General features: G+C 69.6%; 23 protein-coding genes and 1 tRNA gene. 6 read left to right on the top strand and 18 right to left on the bottom strand.

Annotated elements, in window-relative coordinates; genetic code table 11:
• Positions 1 to 96 precede the first annotated feature (96 nt).
• The 5 genes from ACFQE0_RS14185 (at position 97) to ACFQE0_RS14165 (ending at position 4,520) form a co-directional block, all read left to right on the top strand.
• Complete coding sequence (locus ACFQE0_RS14185) at positions 97 to 378, top strand: hypothetical protein (protein WP_378970676.1); 282 nt, start codon at positions 97 to 99, stop codon at positions 376 to 378.
• Positions 378 to 1,544 (top strand): hypothetical protein, encoded by a 1,167-nt coding sequence (locus ACFQE0_RS14180; RefSeq protein WP_378970673.1) that lies wholly within the window; start codon positions 378 to 380, stop codon positions 1,542 to 1,544. Before ACFQE0_RS14185 ends, ACFQE0_RS14180 begins: the two co-directional genes overlap by 1 nt.
• 74 nt (positions 1,545 to 1,618) lie before the next feature.
• Entirely contained in the window at positions 1,619 to 3,454 is a 1,836-nt protein-coding gene (locus ACFQE0_RS14175) for a ParB/RepB/Spo0J family partition protein (protein ID WP_378970671.1), read from the top strand.
• Between the two features lie 59 nt (positions 3,455 to 3,513).
• Positions 3,514 to 3,798, top strand: a complete 285-nt coding sequence (locus tag ACFQE0_RS14170; RefSeq protein WP_378970669.1) for a hypothetical protein — start codon at positions 3,514 to 3,516, stop codon at positions 3,796 to 3,798.
• On the top strand, positions 3,795 to 4,520 hold the full coding sequence (locus ACFQE0_RS14165) for an HIRAN domain-containing protein (RefSeq protein WP_378970666.1): 726 nt from the start codon (positions 3,795 to 3,797) through the stop codon (positions 4,518 to 4,520). The genes ACFQE0_RS14170 and ACFQE0_RS14165 overlap by 4 nt, the downstream gene beginning before the upstream one ends.
• Before the next feature lie 123 nt (positions 4,521 to 4,643).
• Here ACFQE0_RS14165 and ACFQE0_RS14160 read toward each other — a convergent pair whose 3' ends face one another.
• The 3 genes from ACFQE0_RS14160 to ACFQE0_RS14150 all read right to left on the bottom strand — a co-directional run bounded on the left by ACFQE0_RS14160 (position 4,644) and on the right by ACFQE0_RS14150 (position 6,307).
• On the bottom strand, positions 4,644 to 5,186 hold the full coding sequence (locus ACFQE0_RS14160; RefSeq protein WP_378970664.1) for a hypothetical protein: 543 nt from the start codon (positions 5,184 to 5,186) through the stop codon (positions 4,644 to 4,646).
• 73 nt (positions 5,187 to 5,259) lie between these two features.
• Complete coding sequence (locus ACFQE0_RS14155; protein ID WP_378970662.1) at positions 5,260 to 5,754, bottom strand: hypothetical protein; 495 nt, start codon at positions 5,752 to 5,754, stop codon at positions 5,260 to 5,262.
• 34 nt (positions 5,755 to 5,788) lie between these two features.
• The gene (locus tag ACFQE0_RS14150) at positions 5,789 to 6,307 is read right to left on the bottom strand and encodes a metallophosphoesterase (protein WP_378970660.1); all 519 of its coding nucleotides are present in this window, start codon (positions 6,305 to 6,307) and stop codon (positions 5,789 to 5,791) included.
• A 604-nt stretch (positions 6,308 to 6,911) separates the two neighbouring features.
• Between ACFQE0_RS14150 and ACFQE0_RS14145 the strand changes: the two genes are divergently transcribed.
• Positions 6,912 to 8,390, top strand: a complete 1,479-nt coding sequence (locus tag ACFQE0_RS14145) for a hypothetical protein (RefSeq protein WP_378970658.1) — start codon at positions 6,912 to 6,914, stop codon at positions 8,388 to 8,390.
• A gap of 107 nt (positions 8,391 to 8,497) precedes the next feature.
• Here the strand turns inward: ACFQE0_RS14145 and ACFQE0_RS14140 are convergent.
• The 15 genes from ACFQE0_RS14140 to ACFQE0_RS14070 all read right to left on the bottom strand — a co-directional run bounded on the left by ACFQE0_RS14140 (position 8,498) and on the right by ACFQE0_RS14070 (position 16,650).
• Positions 8,498 to 8,565: transfer RNA gene (locus ACFQE0_RS14140), tRNA-Leu, on the bottom strand.
• A complete protein-coding gene (locus ACFQE0_RS14135; RefSeq protein ID WP_378970656.1) occupies positions 8,558 to 9,751 on the bottom strand; it encodes a site-specific integrase in 1,194 nt (397 codons plus the stop codon). Before ACFQE0_RS14135 ends, ACFQE0_RS14140 begins: the two co-directional genes overlap by 8 nt.
• Before the next feature lie 208 nt (positions 9,752 to 9,959).
• Positions 9,960 to 10,373 carry a hypothetical protein gene (locus ACFQE0_RS14130; protein ID WP_378970653.1) on the bottom strand — a complete coding sequence of 138 codons (414 nt, stop codon included), beginning with the start codon at positions 10,371 to 10,373 and terminating at the stop codon, positions 9,960 to 9,962.
• A complete protein-coding gene (locus ACFQE0_RS14125; protein WP_378970651.1) occupies positions 10,373 to 10,855 on the bottom strand; it encodes a phosphatase domain-containing protein in 483 nt (160 codons plus the stop codon). Before ACFQE0_RS14125 ends, ACFQE0_RS14130 begins: the two co-directional genes overlap by 1 nt.
• Positions 10,852 to 11,283, bottom strand: a complete 432-nt coding sequence (locus tag ACFQE0_RS14120) for an ASCH domain-containing protein (protein ID WP_378970649.1) — start codon at positions 11,281 to 11,283, stop codon at positions 10,852 to 10,854. The genes ACFQE0_RS14125 and ACFQE0_RS14120 overlap by 4 nt, the downstream gene beginning before the upstream one ends.
• Positions 11,283 to 11,462, bottom strand: coding sequence for a hypothetical protein (locus ACFQE0_RS14115; protein ID WP_378970647.1), 180 nt, complete (start codon positions 11,460 to 11,462; stop codon positions 11,283 to 11,285). The genes ACFQE0_RS14120 and ACFQE0_RS14115 overlap by 1 nt, the downstream gene beginning before the upstream one ends.
• A complete protein-coding gene (locus ACFQE0_RS14110; protein ID WP_378970645.1) occupies positions 11,455 to 11,814 on the bottom strand; it encodes an HNH endonuclease in 360 nt (119 codons plus the stop codon). The genes ACFQE0_RS14115 and ACFQE0_RS14110 overlap by 8 nt, the downstream gene beginning before the upstream one ends.
• Positions 11,814 to 12,311, bottom strand: a complete 498-nt coding sequence (locus ACFQE0_RS14105; RefSeq protein ID WP_378970643.1) for a hypothetical protein — start codon at positions 12,309 to 12,311, stop codon at positions 11,814 to 11,816. The genes ACFQE0_RS14110 and ACFQE0_RS14105 overlap by 1 nt, the downstream gene beginning before the upstream one ends.
• 4 nt (positions 12,312 to 12,315) lie before the next feature.
• A complete protein-coding gene (locus ACFQE0_RS14100) occupies positions 12,316 to 13,017 on the bottom strand; it encodes a hypothetical protein (protein ID WP_378970641.1) in 702 nt (233 codons plus the stop codon).
• On the bottom strand, positions 13,014 to 13,508 hold the full coding sequence (locus ACFQE0_RS14095) for a zinc-finger-containing protein (RefSeq protein WP_378970639.1): 495 nt from the start codon (positions 13,506 to 13,508) through the stop codon (positions 13,014 to 13,016). Before ACFQE0_RS14095 ends, ACFQE0_RS14100 begins: the two co-directional genes overlap by 4 nt.
• A complete protein-coding gene (locus ACFQE0_RS14090; protein WP_378975478.1) occupies positions 13,508 to 13,924 on the bottom strand; it encodes a helix-turn-helix domain-containing protein in 417 nt (138 codons plus the stop codon). The genes ACFQE0_RS14095 and ACFQE0_RS14090 overlap by 1 nt, the downstream gene beginning before the upstream one ends.
• Positions 13,924 to 14,145, bottom strand: a complete 222-nt coding sequence (locus ACFQE0_RS14085) for a hypothetical protein (protein ID WP_378970636.1) — start codon at positions 14,143 to 14,145, stop codon at positions 13,924 to 13,926. Before ACFQE0_RS14085 ends, ACFQE0_RS14090 begins: the two co-directional genes overlap by 1 nt.
• Before the next feature lie 2 nt (positions 14,146 to 14,147).
• Positions 14,148 to 15,146, bottom strand: a complete 999-nt coding sequence (locus ACFQE0_RS14080) for a DEAD/DEAH box helicase family protein (RefSeq protein WP_378970634.1) — start codon at positions 15,144 to 15,146, stop codon at positions 14,148 to 14,150.
• Positions 15,143 to 15,349, bottom strand: coding sequence for a hypothetical protein (locus tag ACFQE0_RS14075; protein WP_378970632.1), 207 nt, complete (start codon positions 15,347 to 15,349; stop codon positions 15,143 to 15,145). Before ACFQE0_RS14075 ends, ACFQE0_RS14080 begins: the two co-directional genes overlap by 4 nt.
• A complete protein-coding gene (locus tag ACFQE0_RS14070) occupies positions 15,313 to 16,650 on the bottom strand; it encodes a hypothetical protein (RefSeq protein WP_378970630.1) in 1,338 nt (445 codons plus the stop codon). The genes ACFQE0_RS14075 and ACFQE0_RS14070 overlap by 37 nt, the downstream gene beginning before the upstream one ends.
• Between the last annotated feature and the right edge of the window lie 5 nt (positions 16,651 to 16,655).

The following is a 16,655-nucleotide window of genomic DNA, read 5'->3' as shown; positions in this document are numbered from 1 at the left end:
CGGAAAAAACTGCGTGCAGCTTCATTTTCGCTCTTGCGCGCAATTCCACAAGTGCTTGAATAGGGTGGAGTTCAACTTTTTATCGGGGATGACTGTATGAGCGCCGAACCCTTTTCCGGTGCCGGGAGCCTCGTGCCCGTGGTGAGCTACGACGACATCGTCGCCCTGCTGCGCGCTGGCGTGGCCGAGGCCGGCTCCCAGCGGGCCTACGCGCAGGCCCGCGCAATCCACGAAGGCGACCTTTCGCAGGTCCTGCGCGAGCGCAGGTTGCCGACGGAGAGGATGGCTCTCTGGGTCGGGGTCGAGCGGCACCTCGTCCGCGTCGGGGATCCCATCAGCCCGGTGTCCGGGACCGCCCTCTGCAGGTGGAGGCCCTGATGGCCCATGAGACGCGCGAGCCCGCCTGGGATAAGGGGACGGCCGATCGAATCGCGGCCGACGACGGGCACGCCTGGGTGCGCCTGACGACGTGGCAGGCCCTCGACCGGGAGGGCAGCTGCATGGGCCATTGCGTCGGCGACGGGGACTACGACACCGCCGTCGGCTCGGAGGAGATGCACGACGACGCCATCTGGAGCCTGCGTCGGCCCGACGGCGTGTCGGTGCTGACGGCGGAGGTCGAGGAGCTCTGGGTGATGTCCGCCAAGGGCCCCCGGAACAGCAAGGTCGGTCGCTTCGAGGCCATGCAGGTCGCCCACCTGGTCGCGGCCTTCAAGGTGGCAGGCCACGCGCTGCGGGTCTCTGAGGACACGGAGATCACCCTACTGGCGGACGGCCGAACATTCCGTGATGACCGGCTCTCGCCCGACGTAGCTGCGGCCCGAGCCGAGGCGGCGCGGAGCCTGCGTGAGGCGCACGCGAGTGCCCTTGCGGCGATACGGTCAGATGCGGTCGGCGAGCGGTACGTGATGATCACCGGCCGGGCCGAATTCCGACCGGCCGGCAGTCCGGCATTCATCCCGCTCGGCGACGTCGCACCATTCGGATTCGGTGCTGGCGGCGGCGGCGCTGTCTTCGTCAATGCGTCACCCGGCAACGGCGGTTTCCCGGGCGGCGGTGGCGGTCGCGGCGGGGCGGCTCGGATCGAGGAGCGCATCGAGCGTCTGGAGATCCGCTGCGACGAGGATCCCCGGCGCCCGATCCTCGAAACGGTTAGCTACCAGACGCCGGTCCACCTCGCCATGGAGCTGACCGCGAACGAGCCTGACCCGATCGTCGAGTGCCGGTACTCGTTCGACACCGGTATGGAGACATTCCGGACGCGATCCGGGATCCGCTTCTCGGACGGCCGCCAATTCTCGCTCATGGCCTCCGGCTCCCGGGACCTCATTCAGGCATACCGCGCCGCGATCGCCCGGGCCGAGGCGGAACGGGCGCCCGCGCAGCCGCCTACGCGCTTCCAGGCCATGATGGTGGACGCGATTGTGACGTCAGTCACGCCCGACGGATTCGAGGCCCGTTGGGAGGGGGAACCCCGCACGATCGAGCAGGCCCGCGTGGCCCCAGGCCCAGGCCAACCCACAACCGCGGAGCCGCCTAGCTGACCGGCTCCCCCGCCGACGCGCCCGGCGACAGGGGCGCCCCCGATATCCCCCCTCTCACCGATGGTGCTGCATCCGTGACCCTGATCAAGAACTCCTTCCCCCTGACCCCGCTCTCCCGCCTCCGCCACGGCCACGACGAGGGCGCCCCCGCGGGCGTCTGCAACGTCAGGATCGCCGGCCGAGAGAACGGCCTCGACGAGCTGGCGGCCTCGATCGCCTCGGTCGGCCTGCTCCAGCCTCTTGTCGTCGTGCGGCACGAGGGGCTGTCCTACGTCGCCGACGGCAACCGCCGGCTGGCCGCGCTGATGCGCCTCGCCGCGGCCGGGACGATCTCCACCGAGCACGAGATCGACGTCGTCGAGCGCGACGCCGCGACAGCCCGGGAGGCTGGGCTCGCCGCCAACTTGACCCAGTCGACCATGCACGAGGCCGACCAGATGCTCGGATTCGCCGAGCTCGCCGCCGGGGGCCTCAAGCCGAAGGAGATCGCCGGCCGCTTCGGCGTCTCCGTCCCGCACGTGAAGAAGCTGCTGGCGCTGGGCTCGGTCGCCCCGTGCATCCTCGACGCCTGGCGCGCCGGGAAGCACGGCGTCAACATCGAAACAGTGAAGTCCTTCACGCTCGCGCCGTCGGTGGCCGAGCAGGAGCGCGTCTACGGTAAGCTCGCGAAGGAAGGTGGCAGCATGTACTGCCACCAGATCCGTGAGGAGCTCGGGGCCGGGCATTCGACCGCGACGATGCTGAAGCGCGTCGGGCTCGACGCCTTCAAGGCCGCCGGCGGCCACGTCATCAAGGACCTGTTCGGAGACCAGAGCGCCGTCAGCGATCCGGCCCTGCTCAAGCGTCTCGCGGATGAGCGCTTGATCGCCCGCCGCGACGAGCTTCGGGCGGACGGGTGGGTTTGGGTCGAGCTCGAATCCGACCTGCCCTTCGAGGCCCGCTACAGCTGGTCGACGCTGCACGCCGAACGGCGCGAGCCGACGGCGGCGGAGGCGGCGCGGCTCCGCGAGATCGAGGCGATCGTTGAGGCCGACGACGACGGCTCGGTGTCCGACGAGATGGTGCAGGCGCTGACGGATGAGCACCGCACGATCGAGGCCTCCCTCATGGGCAAGCCCGGCCCCGAGGATCGCGCCCGGACAGGGTGCGTCGTGTCGTGGAACTGGGACGGCGAGATCTCGGTGAAGGAGTACGTCCTCCGTCCTGAGGATGCGAAGCCCGTCCCAGCCAATGCCGGGCCTGCGCCCGATGTCGCCCCCGCTGAGCCCGAGGCGAAGGGGTTGTCCTCGGCCCTGCTCGACCGCCTCTCCACGCAGATGACCGAGGCTGTCAGGGACGCCCTAGACACCGCTCCACGGGCCGCCCTGGCTGGCCTGTTGGCCGGTGCGACTTGCAAGAACCCGTGGTCGGCGCCGGTCCGCCTTCGCCTGGAGGGACTCGGGCACGAGAACGCCAGGGTCGCCGACAACGAGACGTTCGAGGTGCTGTTCAACCGATACCTCTCGATGTCGGACGAGGACCTGTTCGCGAGCCTCGGACGGGTCTTGGCCCGCGGCGTCGACCTGCGGAGCCGGACGCCAGGCGCAGGGACGAACGCCGGCGCGCCCGCGAACAGCCCGGCGATCCAGGGCCTCGCCGGCGCGATCGATGCCGACACGCTCGCTGCCCGTCTCGCGGAACGGTTCGACGCTCAGGACTTCTTTTCCTCGGCGCCGAAGGCCGTGACGCTCGCCGCGATCGCGGAGGCTTGCGGGGCCGAGGCATCCGCCCGGGCAGGCAAGCTCAAGAAGGCCGAGATCGTCGCGATCGCCCTCGCCGAGGTCGTCCCTACGGGCTGGCTGCCCCGCGAGATCCGCTGGCCGGGCTACGCCGGGCCCGGCGCCGAGCAGGCCCTGGCCGAGGCCGCCTGACCCCTGCCGGGGCGGCCGCCTGGTCGCCCCGGCCTCTTCCTCAGCCGATGGAGCAGACGATGAGCGTAGTCGATTCGCGAGGCCGAGAGGGCAGCCGCTTCACGCAGACGATCCGGGACGTCCAGGCGGGCGTCGCGTACCTTGTCCGGACACCGTACGGCCGGCCAGCTCGCGACATGTGGGACGTGGAAGTGGTCGCCCACGACTCGCTGATGCCGCCGAGGCTCTACGCTGTCGACCGGGCGTGGGGGGTCGTCACGTTCGAGATGGACCATGCGATCGTCACCGTCATCGCGCGCGCAGTCCGGCAGCCCGTCACCGCGATCGGCAAGAGGACCTCGTGAGGGATCCCCTGCCGATCGTCCCCGATCTCGACGGGCTGGCCGACACGCCTGTCGGCATCGAGCACGACGGTCTTGCCCGCGGCGAGGCGTGGTTCACATGCGAGGTCGCGGGCTTGCAGTTCTACGACTACCACCGGCATGACGACGACCTCGACGTGCTGGTCATGCCGGCAGCGGGCGACCGCCTGCAGCTCGTGCGGGATCCCGAGAACCCGCACGACCGCAACGCGATCCGGGTCGTCTGGCGCAACGACCGGCAACTCGGGCACGTCCCGCGTACGCTCGCCTGCGACGTCGCCCCGCTCCTCGATGCCGGCGCTTCAGGCAGGGCGTACGTGGTCGATGCCGGCGATGGCGAGGCCTGGTCGTGCCGGGCCCTGATCGTCGGGGCCGCGGCCGCGCCCTGGCACGAGCGGCACATGCGCCACGTCGTCCGGGAGGCCCTGGACGCCCGGCCGGTCGAGGAAGGCCGGCTCTACCGCCGGGCCCTCAAGCGTGCGGAGCGATCCGCGGACCGGGCGTGCACGATGCGCACGCGTCGGCTGCAGCAGGCAGTCGACACGCTCCTGGCCGTCCCGTTCGATCCGGGCTCCCCGCCATCGGCGGGCGCTGCACCCCGGAGTCCCTGGCTCGGGCCCTGGCATGCAGCCGGTCGACGGTCGTCCGGATCGCGGGCGGCGTCGGAATCCCGATCGGCCGCTACACGCACGACATCGAGATGACGCCCGAGCCGACGCCGCCCTGAGGGCCTGGTGCCAGAAGCCCCGGTCGAAGATCGATCCCTGGGGCATCCAGGGGGCGCGGATCCACAGACAAGAGCCGCCGTGGGACTGGGGCGCCTGCCGCTAGGGGGCCAGGTCCCCTAGCGCTTCCTCATCGCCCTCGGGCAGCTCTCCGGCGGGGTCGGGCAGGATCCGGTCCCCGGCGGGGTCGAGCCCCTCCAGGAGATGGAGGTACGACCCGAGCACAAGGTGGTCCCGGTCGCCGCCGCAATCCTTCCAGACCCTGTCGCGCGTCATCCCAATCCAGTGCCAGTACGGCCCGAAATCGGTCCTGGGCACATCAGGATGGTAAGGATCGTGCACGGCGTCGGCGGAGTCCGCGAGCGCATAGGTCTCCTCCCTGACCCAGAAAGGGGCGGTCCAGATAAGCGCCTCGACCGGGCCGTCCCGGTCGAGGCGGACCTCCTTCAGGATCCGAGGCTCAACCGTCAGCATCTGCTCCCTGACATTGCCGAGCGGCGCGAGCTGGAAGATCGGATGGCCGATGAGCACCGCCGCGCCGTCGGGCAGCGTGGTCGTCCACATCGTCTTCGTCGGAAGGTCCGGCGACCCGCGGTTCACGGTCGGGCGGTAGAAGGCGAGGGCTCGGATGAGGCGACGGGGCATGCCACATCCTGGCAGCCCGCCCTTACCGCCCCGTCTACGCCGCCTCGGCGAGGGCGGCCACCGCCCCTGCCCCCTACCGGGGCTCCCACGCCTGGGGCGTCAGCGAGTGGAGCGCATCGAGGTCCGGGGCGGACCTGGCCTCCCGTTGGGCCCAGATGTCGTCGGCGAGCACCGCGAATCCGTTGCCCTCGGAGCCGCCCCAGACCGCTGACGCGGTGTGCCTCGTGAGCGCGACGACCGAGAAGTCGCGGTTCACCTTCCCGTGCATCCGGTGTTCCGACAGTCGGATCTCGACGTCGACCGGCCACGGATCGAAGACGAGTACGAAAGCGGAGATCTCCGTCTCCTCAGGCAAGCGGGCCTCCCAGGCATCGCAGACGGGCGCCAGGGCCGCAAGCGTCGCCCTGTGCTCAGCGCTCAGGTGGATGTGCTGCCAGAGCGACCGATCGACGAAGCCCTCCCCAGCCGGGATCCGGCGGGCGACGAACTGCATCGGCGGCCGTCCATCGGGATCGGACTCGTGGAACCGGAGGGAGATCGGTCGGGCGGTGCGAGTGCGCCAGGGCATGCTCCATCCTGGCAGCCCCGGCTTACCGCCCCGTCTACGCCGCCTCGGCCAGCGCCACCGCCGCCCCTACCCCGGCCTCCCTGGCGGCCGAGTCCGCCAGGGCCTCCCGGATCTCCGAGAGCCTCACCGGCCGCCAGTCCCAAGCGTCGACGCCCACGTCCAGGCTCGCCGACGTGCCAGGCAGGCTGCCGTGGGAATGCCCGTACAGATGCAGGACGCCGCGGTGCATCCCCGGCCACACCCGGTGCGCGCAGTGAGCCAGGTAGAGGGCCTGGGCCTTCGCCATCCCGGGGTCCTGCACGTGGACGGTGGCGGCCATGACGGGCGGGGATGCCCAAGGCAGGCGGATCCCGCGTTCCTCGTGATTCCCGATGACGAGGCACTTCCGGCCGCGGAGCTGGTCGAAGATCTCCCGCGCCCTCGAATGGCTGCACCCATAGGCGAAGTCGCCCAGGCACCAGACGACGTCGTCGGCACTGACGCGATCGTTCCAGCGCGACACCAGGATCCGGTCATGCTCCTCGATCGAGGCGAACGGCCGGGGTCGGCTCATCCGATCGGAGAGAAGGCCCTTGTGCCCGAAATGTTGATCGCTTGAGAACCAGTGGACGGCCATCTCGGCCCCCTCGAACAGGTGAACGCATGCCGGCCGGGGATCCCAGCGGCGGTGGCTGGCCTCAGGCCAAGCGCTGGCGTTTGCCTATGCGGAGGAGCGTGCTCATGGGGGCGAGCCTCGCCGATCGGCGCGCCGGCGGCAAGGGCGGATTCGAGCGACGGTTAGCGAACCCCTGGCCGGGATGTCCGAGCCCAGGGACCGGCGCACCCTCGACGTTAACCTTCGACCTCCGTCACGCTTTCGCCGGCCACGTTTTCGGGCATGATCCCCCCATGCCGACCTACATCTTCGACACGGGTCTGACCTTCGATCTCTGGGCCGACGCCCGCCTCGCCGAGGGGGCGCACGACGACGCGCCGCTGACGCTGGAGCAGGCATGCTGGCTGCCCGAGCTATGCCAGCCCGACGAGATCCTGGGTTGTGCCCCGATATGGACGGCGGCCGCGCTCCGCGGCGCCATCGACCGGGGCGACCTCATCGTGGAGAGGCACGGTCGGCTGCAGTACGTCACCAAGCGGCTCGTCCGCGAATGGAGAGCCAGATGCCGGACGACGCCCCGAAGTCCAAGCGAATCCGCCCCAGCCGTGCGGCCGCCAAGCCCCGCACCCTCGGCAAGACCGGTAGAGGCCTCCCCTATTTGTGGTGGCGACCCGGCAGGTCCGACGCCGACGGCGTCGACCGCTCCGGCGTGTGGTGGATCGTTCACCGCGGCCGGCAGGTCCGCAGCTCTGGCTGCGGTCATGGCAAGGACCAGGAACGCGAAGCGCTCCGGGCGCTAGACGAGTACACAGCGAGCCTCTCCGTCGTCGCCCCGGACGCTTACGGCCCTCGGAAGAACCGCGCGGCGGCCGACGTGCTCGTGGCCGAGGTCCTCGATCGCTACCTCGCTGCTAAGAAGGGACGGACCGATCCTGTCACCGGCGAGGTGAAGGGCGGCGTCGCGCGGCACCACGAGCTCGCCCAGCGTGTCCTCACCTTGCTGGAATGGTGGGGCGAGAGAACCCTCGACGAGGTCGACAGCGCGACTTGTGCCGCCTACGTCGCGAGCCGCGTCGGAACGCCATGGAAGGCCCACGCCCGGGCCGGGCTCGACCGCGACGGGAACCCGCGGGCCGGGGACGCCGGGCCTGTCCGTCGCGGACATTCGAAGCCCACCAAGCAGCGGGTCGTCACCGAGGGCGGGGCCCGGCGTGAGCTGGAGGACCTGCGCGCAGCCATCAACGCCGCGATCGCGGACGGCCTGACGAGAGACGTCGTCCGGGTCACCTTGCCCGAGAAGGGGCAGGAGCGCGACCGCTGGCTGACGAAGGCCGAGGCCGCCAGGATCCTGCGCGGCGCCTGGCGAAAGGTGGAGGTCCAGACCGTGCACCGCGGTGCCCGCAAGGGCGAGCAGGTCGTCGGCCGGCGGGTCGGCAGGCACCTCGCCCGATTCGTGCTCGTCGCGCTCCGGACCGGCACGCGGTCGGGTCCTGTCTGCAACGCCAGCTTCGAGAAGGTCGTCGGCAAGCCCTGGATGGAACTCACCACCGAGACGACGGTCGAGGAGCGGATCGAGACCGTCACCGTCGACGGCGCGGTCTATGAGAGGAAGGTCCAGGTCCCGGTCATCAAGCGGGTCGCGATCTTTCACCGAAAGGCCGTCGGCCGGAAGGAGGCGGACAACAAGCGCGCCCCGACGGTCCGTATGCCGGACAGCCTGGTGGCCCATCTCTGGCGGTGGAGGTTCAAGCTCGGACAGACCTACGTTGTCGAGTGGAACAACAATCCTGTAGGATCGACCAAGAGATCCTTCGCGAATATTTGCTACGACCTTGGATTTGGAGACGACGTCGTTCGGCACAGCTTGCGTCACACGGCCGTGACTTGGGGAATGCAGGAGGGCGTCGATATCTGGGAGCTTGCCGGCTACGTGGGCATGACGGTCGAGATGATCGAACGGCGCTACGGCCACCACTCGCCGAAGCACATGGAAGGGGCGCGGGCGGCCCTCGGCGGCAGGGGCCGGAAGCGCGCGGCCTGACGGGTCCAGGGACTTCGTAGGTGCGCGCAGTGGCGCAAATCTGTGGCCGAACCTGTGGCCGGGGTCTCGGGCCCCTGACCGGATGACCGGCTTCCCCTAGGGAAAGATGGTCGGAGTGGCAGGATTTGAACCTGCGACCCCCACGTCCCGAACGTCGGGGTATACCGTCATCCCGTAGGGCGACCGGCCATTTTCAGGACGTTTGTCTGGCTTTGTTCGCCATTTTTTCTGTCGTTCCTGTCGGGTTTCTGTCGGGGCCGCCCGCCAACCTTTCGCGCGGCTTCGCGCTGGTAGTCGGGGTGGTGGTGCCAGTAGTGCCGCTCGATCGTCTCGACGGTCGTCGCGAAGAAGCCAGCGGCGTCCTCTTTCGTCATCCCATTCTGCATGCCCCAGGTGATCGCGGTGTGCTTCAGGACGTGGGGGGTGACGTCGGCAGATAGGCGAGCGTCGGCCACCGTGTTTCGGAAGGCCTTGTCCACGTCCCTCACCGGGGCACCGTTCCACTCCACGACATGGTGCACGCAGGCCCGCATGCGCTTCCATCGGCGCAGGTGCGCCAGCAGGCGGTCCGGGAGGCGGACCGGCGCCTTGCGCTTATTCGTCTCACGCTCGCCCTCGGGGCGGCGGTAGAAGACGCCGGTCTCCAGGTTGACCCATCCCCTCCCCTCGCTCGGCTCGAACGAGGCAGCGCAGATCGCGCCAGCCCGGGTGCCAGTATAAAGAGCGACGAGGATGAACCGGGCGACGTGACGGCGGGAACGGCGTCCGGTGGCGTGCCCCTTCTGGATCTCGCGGTAGCGATAAGCGCTCCAGATCAGGCGGGCGGCTTCGGATCGTGTCAGCCACCGCTCGCGAGCGGCACCCTTCTCCGGCAGCACGACGCGGACGATCTCGCGGTGGAGGCCCTCGCGCAGGTGGTGCTCGATCGCGGATCGCAGGTCTTCGAGCTGGCGGCGCGTCCCGCCCTTCGCCACGTAGGCACGGCAGGTCTCGCCAGTAACCTGGGCGAGCGACTTCGCGCCCCAGAACTTCATCAGCGCGGCTGCGCGCTGGGCAACCTCCCGAGGGCGCGCCTGACGCTCGGCACAGTCCCTCAGGTAGATGTTGATGACGTCGGCGACCGGGACGGCAGCGAGTGGACGGTGGCCTTCGCGCGGCGGCTCGTGCTTCTCGGCGAGGTAGCGCGCGAGTGCTTGCTCGGCTTCTGGAGGAGCCTTTCGATCGTCCTCGACAACGACGCCTGTGCTGCGCTTGGTGCTTCCATCTCGGATGACCCACACGGCTCGTTCGAGGAGGATTCCAGCATTGTCGAACCGGGCGCTCTGCGGCCAGAGGCGCGCGCCTTTCGAAGGCCTCGACATGCGTTCCTCATCCGCTCGATTTCGCGCAGGGTCGTATATTCTCGCCCGGCAATGAATTCCGTGACAAGGCGGCCGGCGTCACGTTCGCCGCGCAACCCGCTCGCCGTCATGCCGCCGCCGGGGAACGCTAACTCGGCCGCAGCATCCAGCCGCAACGGTGTATCGTCCGTGACCTCGGACCGGTCGGGGATTCGCGCGCTACGGGGCATCACCGAGGCCCCTCCAGCAGCAGGGGCTCGGTCGGCATCTGGCCCTTGTCGTAGGCCACCTCCAGCTGTGGCTCGATCCAATCGCCGACCGTGCTGCCGTCGGGCAGGACGACATGGGCAAGCCATTCCTGCTCGACGGTGGTGATGCCTTGAGCGACGGCCTCGATCTTGGCCTTCACCACGAGGCCGATGGCCCGCCAGATCGCGCGGCGACGCTGTTCGTTCGCGTCGCCGGGGATCTCGATCCGGAGCTTGATGAGCCGACCGGCGAGCATGAACATGACGACGGCCTCGAGCGCCTCGTCCATGGTGACGATGCGGGTGGCGGACGCCTTCCGGAGCATCGTCTCGATCTGGCTGCGGCTCTGTGCGATCGGGACTTTCGTGTCCTCAGCGTAGGCGCGGCGGACCATCAGAAATCCCCCGGCGCGACCTGACAGCAGACAATCCCGCGCGAGCGCCACAAGGCGACCACGCTGGCCCGGTCCTCGAAGACGAGATCCGGCGTGCGGCCCTCGTCGAGCCATTCGGCCTTCACGACGGTGTCGGGGCGGTGATCTCCGGCCTTGCGCGTGCGGATCGGGATATGGGCGAGGCCGTGCTCGGTGAGCCAAGCCGTCGTCTTGTCCCGAACCTCGTCCGACCGGCCCGACCAGATCTCGACATGCGCGCCGGTCGCGTCGAGCGCGAGGAGCGTCCGGATGATCGGGTGGCAGGGCTCGTCCTTGTCGCAAGCCGCGTAGAACCCGCGCCAGTCCTTCTCGCGACCGGGCCGGGTGAGGAAGTGCGCGCGATGCTCGGTGAGGGCGAGCGTCCCGTCCAGGTCGAACACGACGAACATGTGCTTCCTCATGTGAGCGCGGATCTGATCGGTGAAGCTGACAGGCGCGCTCATGCTGCCCCCGCGATGTCGAGCGCGTCGGCGGGGACGAGGGCCTGCCAGCGGATGAGCACGCCCTCGAAGGTGAGCACGTTGCCGCCTTCAGGCGGGTGCTCGGCCCACCAGAAGCCGACCATCGCCTCCAGGTCCGCGAACCCGTCGGCCCGGGCGAAGGCGTCCATCTGGGCGCTGGTGACGAGGTAGCTCTCGCCGACCTGCATCAGCTCGGCGGCGCCGCGCTTCGAGAACGCGAACCTCACCGGCAGGACCTCGACGCATTGGCTCTCGCCCAGCCGACGACACTGCCTCGTCCGCATCCCCGTGAAGAGCTGCACCATCTCGCCCGGCCGGGCGTGGCGCTTCCGGTCGGCGCGGATCGTCTGCGCCTTCGTGCCGGCCAGGATCGGCGGGCCGAATTGCTTCTTGAAGCTGTAGGCGACCATCAGAGCCAATCCCCCTCGTCCTCGCAGGCGAATTCGTCGTGGCAGGGGCATTCGCAGGGGCCGCCCTCCATCCGGACGGAAGTATGATCTTCGTCCTCGGCCGGGCGCGGGTAGCGCAGGCGCCAGCAGTCGTACGGGTCGCGGCGCTGGCAGGCGCAGCGAGGCTCGCGATCAGCCATGGATGGCCTCCGCGAAGAAGTCCGGCTGGCCGCGCTTCCGATGGTGGGTGATGCTGGCATTCACCCGGCGGTACGGCGCGTCCCAAGCGTTGTGGCACCGCTGGCAGAGCGCTCGGAGATTGCTTGGGTCGTTGTGGCCAGGGTGCTGGTCCATGTGCGCGATCGTCAGCACGACCTTCGAGCGCGTCTCCGGGTGCGGCTCGGCGTTCACCGCTCGGCAGGCCGGGAACTGTGGGGTGCCCTCACAGCGACCTCCGGCCCTGGCCAGGATCTCCTCGCGCAGGGCGAGCCATTCCGGGGAGCGGATCGAGCCACCGGGATAGAGCTTCATGCGGCTTGCGGAGACGGGCATTAGGCGGCCTCCCCCTGCTCGACGGCGAGGCTCGCGCCCGGCGCCCGCCGGATCCAAGGCTCCCCGCGCCGCTCCGGCCCCGGCCGAAGCTCGTTCTCGATCGCGCCCTTCTGCCGGAGCAGCATGATCTCGATGCCGACCTTCCGGCCGAGGCGCTCGCTAATCTCGTGACGGAAGGGCACGAGTTGCACCCAATCCTCCGGCACGAAGCCGAGGACTTCGACCTGCTCGGGTGTGAGCACGGCGGGCACGTTCAGCGCGGTGATCGCGTCCTCGAGGCTACCCGCCCGGCCGCCGTCCACGCTCCACTCGCGCAGACGGGATACGCCCAGCCGCTTCGTCTCGGCCTCGTCGAGAGTCGGCCGGTCGATGGCCTGGAGGCGCGGGATCGTGGTGTGCCGCCAGATCGTGCCGCCGCCGCGCTTGCCGTAGTTCAGGTGGCCAGCGTCGCGGAGGCGGCCGGCCATGACAATGTCGAGGGTGATCGTCTCGGCCATGGGGCTACTCCGCTGCGAGAGGAAGGGCGGCGCCGAGCTCCATCTGCTCGGGCCGAATGACCCACGCGCCGGGCGTCTGAAGCGCGTCCCACCGGTCGGCGAGGGATCGCGGCGTGTTCTCCGGACGCCAGTGGTTCTGCGCGATGTTGGTGCTGTCGACGGAGGCAAAGGGCCATTGCAGGCCGGCGCATTGGAGGCCGCGCAGCATGTGGATCCAGGGCAGGAGCCGGTGGGCGCGGGCGAGCGCGTTCCAGCACTCGTCCATCCGTCGGCGCCATGCGTCTGACAGGACCTTCGCGAACTCGGCCGTCGAGCCGATGCAGACGCGCGGCCATTCCTGGCAAAGCCGAAGGAGCCGGCTCAGTGGCTCGTCCATGTGCCACACCGGGGCGCCTCTATGGCCGAAGGGCCATTCCCGCACGAGGGCGTCCTGCAACTGCGAGCCACCGTCGATAACGTCGGGGATCACTGCCCACGTCGTCGGGAAGCCGAGCCAGCGCTCGCACCACCGGTAAAAGGCGGGCCAGTCCGTGTCGGCGCCGCGCTTCCACTTCGAGAAGGCGCCGTTGTCGAGCATCACGCTCTGACCAACCTCGTGGACGCGGGCGACCTGCTCCGGCCGGGCGTGGCTGACGCAGAAATGCCGGCCGGCGAGCTGGTAGAGAGCGGCGACGGGTGTGATCGGGGTGCCGTGATAGTGGATCACGCCGCCCTCCGCTTCGTCGGCTTCCGCCGGTCGCCGAACTTCGCCCAATCGCGGATCTGCGGGTACGTGACGCCGTTCAGCGCGACCCACGCCTCGCGGCACTGTTCGAGGGTGAACATGGCCGTGTGGCAGGTGTCGCGGGTGAGCCCCATGCGCTCGGCGAGGAAGCCGTAGACGCGGCCACGGGCGGCCTTGCGGATGACGTTCACCGCTCCGTCGTCGGTGGTGTTGTAGCCCCCGGTCTCCGGCGCGTTCTTCCACAGCGGGTCGATCCGCCGATGGTGGAGGAGAATGCGCGCCTCTCGCAGGGCGCCATCGGCCGGGAAGCCGAGCGGCTCCTCGGTGCCGGGATGGCACCCGACGTACGTGTCCTCGCAGACCGTGCAGGCCCAGATCGGCTTATCGGCGAGGTCCTTCCGGTGCGGGTAGATCTCGCGGCCGTCGGTGAGGCGCGCGGCGGTCCCGCAGGCGGGGCAGATGGGGGCGGCCATCAGGCGGCGCTCCTCTGCTGGTCCCACCGCGCCTGATCGGCCGCGACCGCCGCGTCGAACATCGCGCAGGACTCGGGCGTCATCCGCCAGCCGCGACCCCAGACCGTCTCGATGCGGATCTGCGCCTGCGCCTCCATCAGCTTGCGCCGGAGCTTGCAGATGAAGACGTCGATGATCTTCTGCTCGGGCATGTCCTCCCACATGCCGTAGAGGGCGAGCATCGCGCGCTCGTGGTGAAGCACGTTCGGTCCGACGGCGCGGAGGGCGCGCAGAAGCGTCTCTTCCTTCCCGGTGAGACGCCACGCCCTCGGCAGCAGCCCGCGCGGGGCGAGCGCCTCCTCGTACTGGCGGATCTGCTCGCGCAGGGTTTCGATCTCGTCGCGCTGGGCGCGGATGGTTTGCTCCGAGGACCGCATCACGCGACCGCCTCGCATCGGAAGCCACGGGCGGGCGCGCAACCGCAGGCGGCGAGCGGCATCAGCACGCCGCCGTCGTCCTCGTCGTCGCCCGGCATGGTGTCGCCGAAGTCAATGTCGTCGGCGGCGTCGTCACGACAGGCGGAGTCGTAGCAGTGGTCGCAGCCGCAGCCTTCGAACTCGTCCGAGGCGCAGCAGTAGAAGGCGCACGCGTTGCACATGGTCAGGCCGCCCTTTCGCCGGTGATGGAAGAGGAGCCGGGGAAGTCGTCGGCCGCGTCGGCGTAGGACGCCGTCCGGTCCAGCTCGGACATGATCGGGGCGAGCGCTGCGTCTGCGCGCGGGTCCAGCGACTCCCGGAAAGCCGCGAGCGCATGAACGCCCTTGGCCGCCGCCTCGCGAGCTGCCGTGAACAAGCGCTCGACGCGACTGCCAGCCCTTGGCTCGTCGGGCTTCGACGGGGCCGGCGCTGCGGCGGCTCCGCGCTCGCCCCGCGCCCAAGCGGCCAAGGCGGCGCCATGCTCCTCGCTGATCCGTTCGCCGTGGCGGAAGATCGCCTCGTGGGCGCCCTCCATCTTCCACGACCTCGGGTCCGAGAGATCGATGTAGCCCTTGCGCTCAGCCTCCAGGCGGAAGGAGACCGTGACCTCGTAGGGGAACTGCGAGTTGCAGACCGATTTCAGGATCTTGGTCGGCTTCTCGCCGGCCTCGCCCGGCTTCACGGTCTCCTCGCCCCGGATCGAGAAGATGATCGGGATGCGCCGCTGGAGCAGCGCGTAGACCATCGCCTTATGCGCGGTCTTCGGCTTGATCCAGGAGGCCATCTTCATGCGCTCCTGCTTGCGGTAGTCGTCGCCGGCCATCCGCTGCAGCTCGGCGGCCTGCCAGTCGAGCACGCCGCCGATCCCGACCCACTCCATCGAGAAGCTGTCGATGACCAGGGCGGCATAGCCCGCGTCCTCGGCGGCGCGCGCTGCATCCGAGAACCGCTCCGGCCGGAACGGCGCGTCCATCACGTTCGCATCGAACGCGAAGGCGTCCTTCAGATGCAGGGTGCGCCCGCCCTCGGTGTCGAGCACGGCGATCTTGCCCGAGGGCCCGGCGATGCCGCGCGCGAGGCGCATCGCCGAGAAGGTCTTGCCGGAGTTCGTGCCCCCGGTGAGGGACACGAAAAGGCCGGCGCGCTCCGTGAAGCTGACGGCGGGGGCGAAGGTGAAGCTCACGCCGCGCTCTCCATGTCGAGAGGACGGAAGGGGGAGCGAGCGACGTCCCAATCGACGCCGCGCGTGGTCGGGTCGTTCTCCTCGCGCTCCATCCAGCGCTTCACCGCCCATTCGGGGTAATCGGCGCGGATGATCTGGCCGGGATAGCCGGGCCAGTTTCCGGTCTTCATGCCCTCGCGCCACCGGTGGATGGCCAGCGCCATCTTGCGACGCCCGATCTCAAGGCCCGCACCGTCGGCTTGCGCCACGGTGATGCCGTTCGGCGGGTCGTTCTCGCCGAAGATCCACCGGAAGGTGATCCGGCCGCCGAGCAGGGCCACAGCAGGCCGACGACGTGCGAGTAGAACGCGGCCTGTACCTCCATGGCCATGCCCTCGATCCGGCGCCCGATGTCCTGGGGCGCGGCCGACTGGTCGGAGGTCTTCACGTCGTAGATGACGGCGCTGCCGAGCCGGTGCTCGAAGGCGTCCATCATGATTCGGTACCAGAGCCCGTCGCGGTCGCGAGCGATGGCCACGAGTTCGGTGTCGGCGTCGGCAAACCCGGCGCAGTCGGGCACTTGGACGATCTGGCTGCGGATGCGCTCGGCCAGGACCTCGGCTCGGTCGAGGTCGGGGCGGAGGATTGGCGCGTCGCCGTCCGCGTAGGCCTGGGCCCGCTGCTGCCGCGCGGAGGCGCTCTTATAGTCGTCGGCCATGATGGCGACGAGGTCGCGGCCATGGCCGAGGATGAGCTTGTGGACCGCCGTCCCGATCTCCTTCGGCCGCGTGGGGTCCGATTCCTCGAGAGTACCGCCGAGGCGCGGGTGAGCGACGAAGGCGTGCTGCGCGCTCTGGGCGATGAGGATCTTCGCCAGCGACGACGACAGGCTCGGCTCTGGACAAGGATCCGAATGATAGAGGGCGGCCGGCATCCGATAGAGGCCGGGACCAGGCACGCGCGCGCTGGTGTGCTCGATGATGTCCATGGTGCTCACTCCGCTGCCGCGACCTGGAGGGGTGGCCTCGCCGGCCCGGCTCACACGGCCGTGCTCGGCTAGGTGACAGGGGCGGCAGAGCCAGGTGACGTCGAGTGGGCGCGAGTAGTCGGGGTGGTGAGCCTCCGACGGGACGCCCGCGCAGCGCTCGCAAGGCTGGCGGGCCAGCGTGCCGTTCTGGAGCGCGACTTTCACCGCGTAGCGAGCCGCCAGCTTTTCAGGCGCTCGCACCTTCAGGTTCTCGCGGATGAGAGCCCGCGCCTCCCGGCCGGCCGGCGTCAGTGCGTAGGCGCCAGTTCGAGCGATGATCTGCTCGGCGTTCTGGGCGTAATGCTCGCGGTGATAGGCTCGCCGCCGGTCCTTGTTGCGCTCGCCGTAGTCACGCCAGGACTTGCGAGCCCCGACCCGCGAGCACTCCTCGGAGCAGTAGCGCCCCTGGCTGTGTCGGGTTTCGAAGTCCGTGCGACAGACGCAGCACTGAACGGTTCGGAGCCGTGCAGGTGAGCGTGGTGATCTGGTCTTCGCCATGACCG

This window comes from Methylobacterium komagatae (genome assembly GCF_042661665.1).
Classification (GTDB): Bacteria; Pseudomonadota; Alphaproteobacteria; order Rhizobiales; family Beijerinckiaceae; genus Methylobacterium; species Methylobacterium komagatae.
This window is presented reverse-complemented; position numbering and strand designations above follow the sequence as displayed.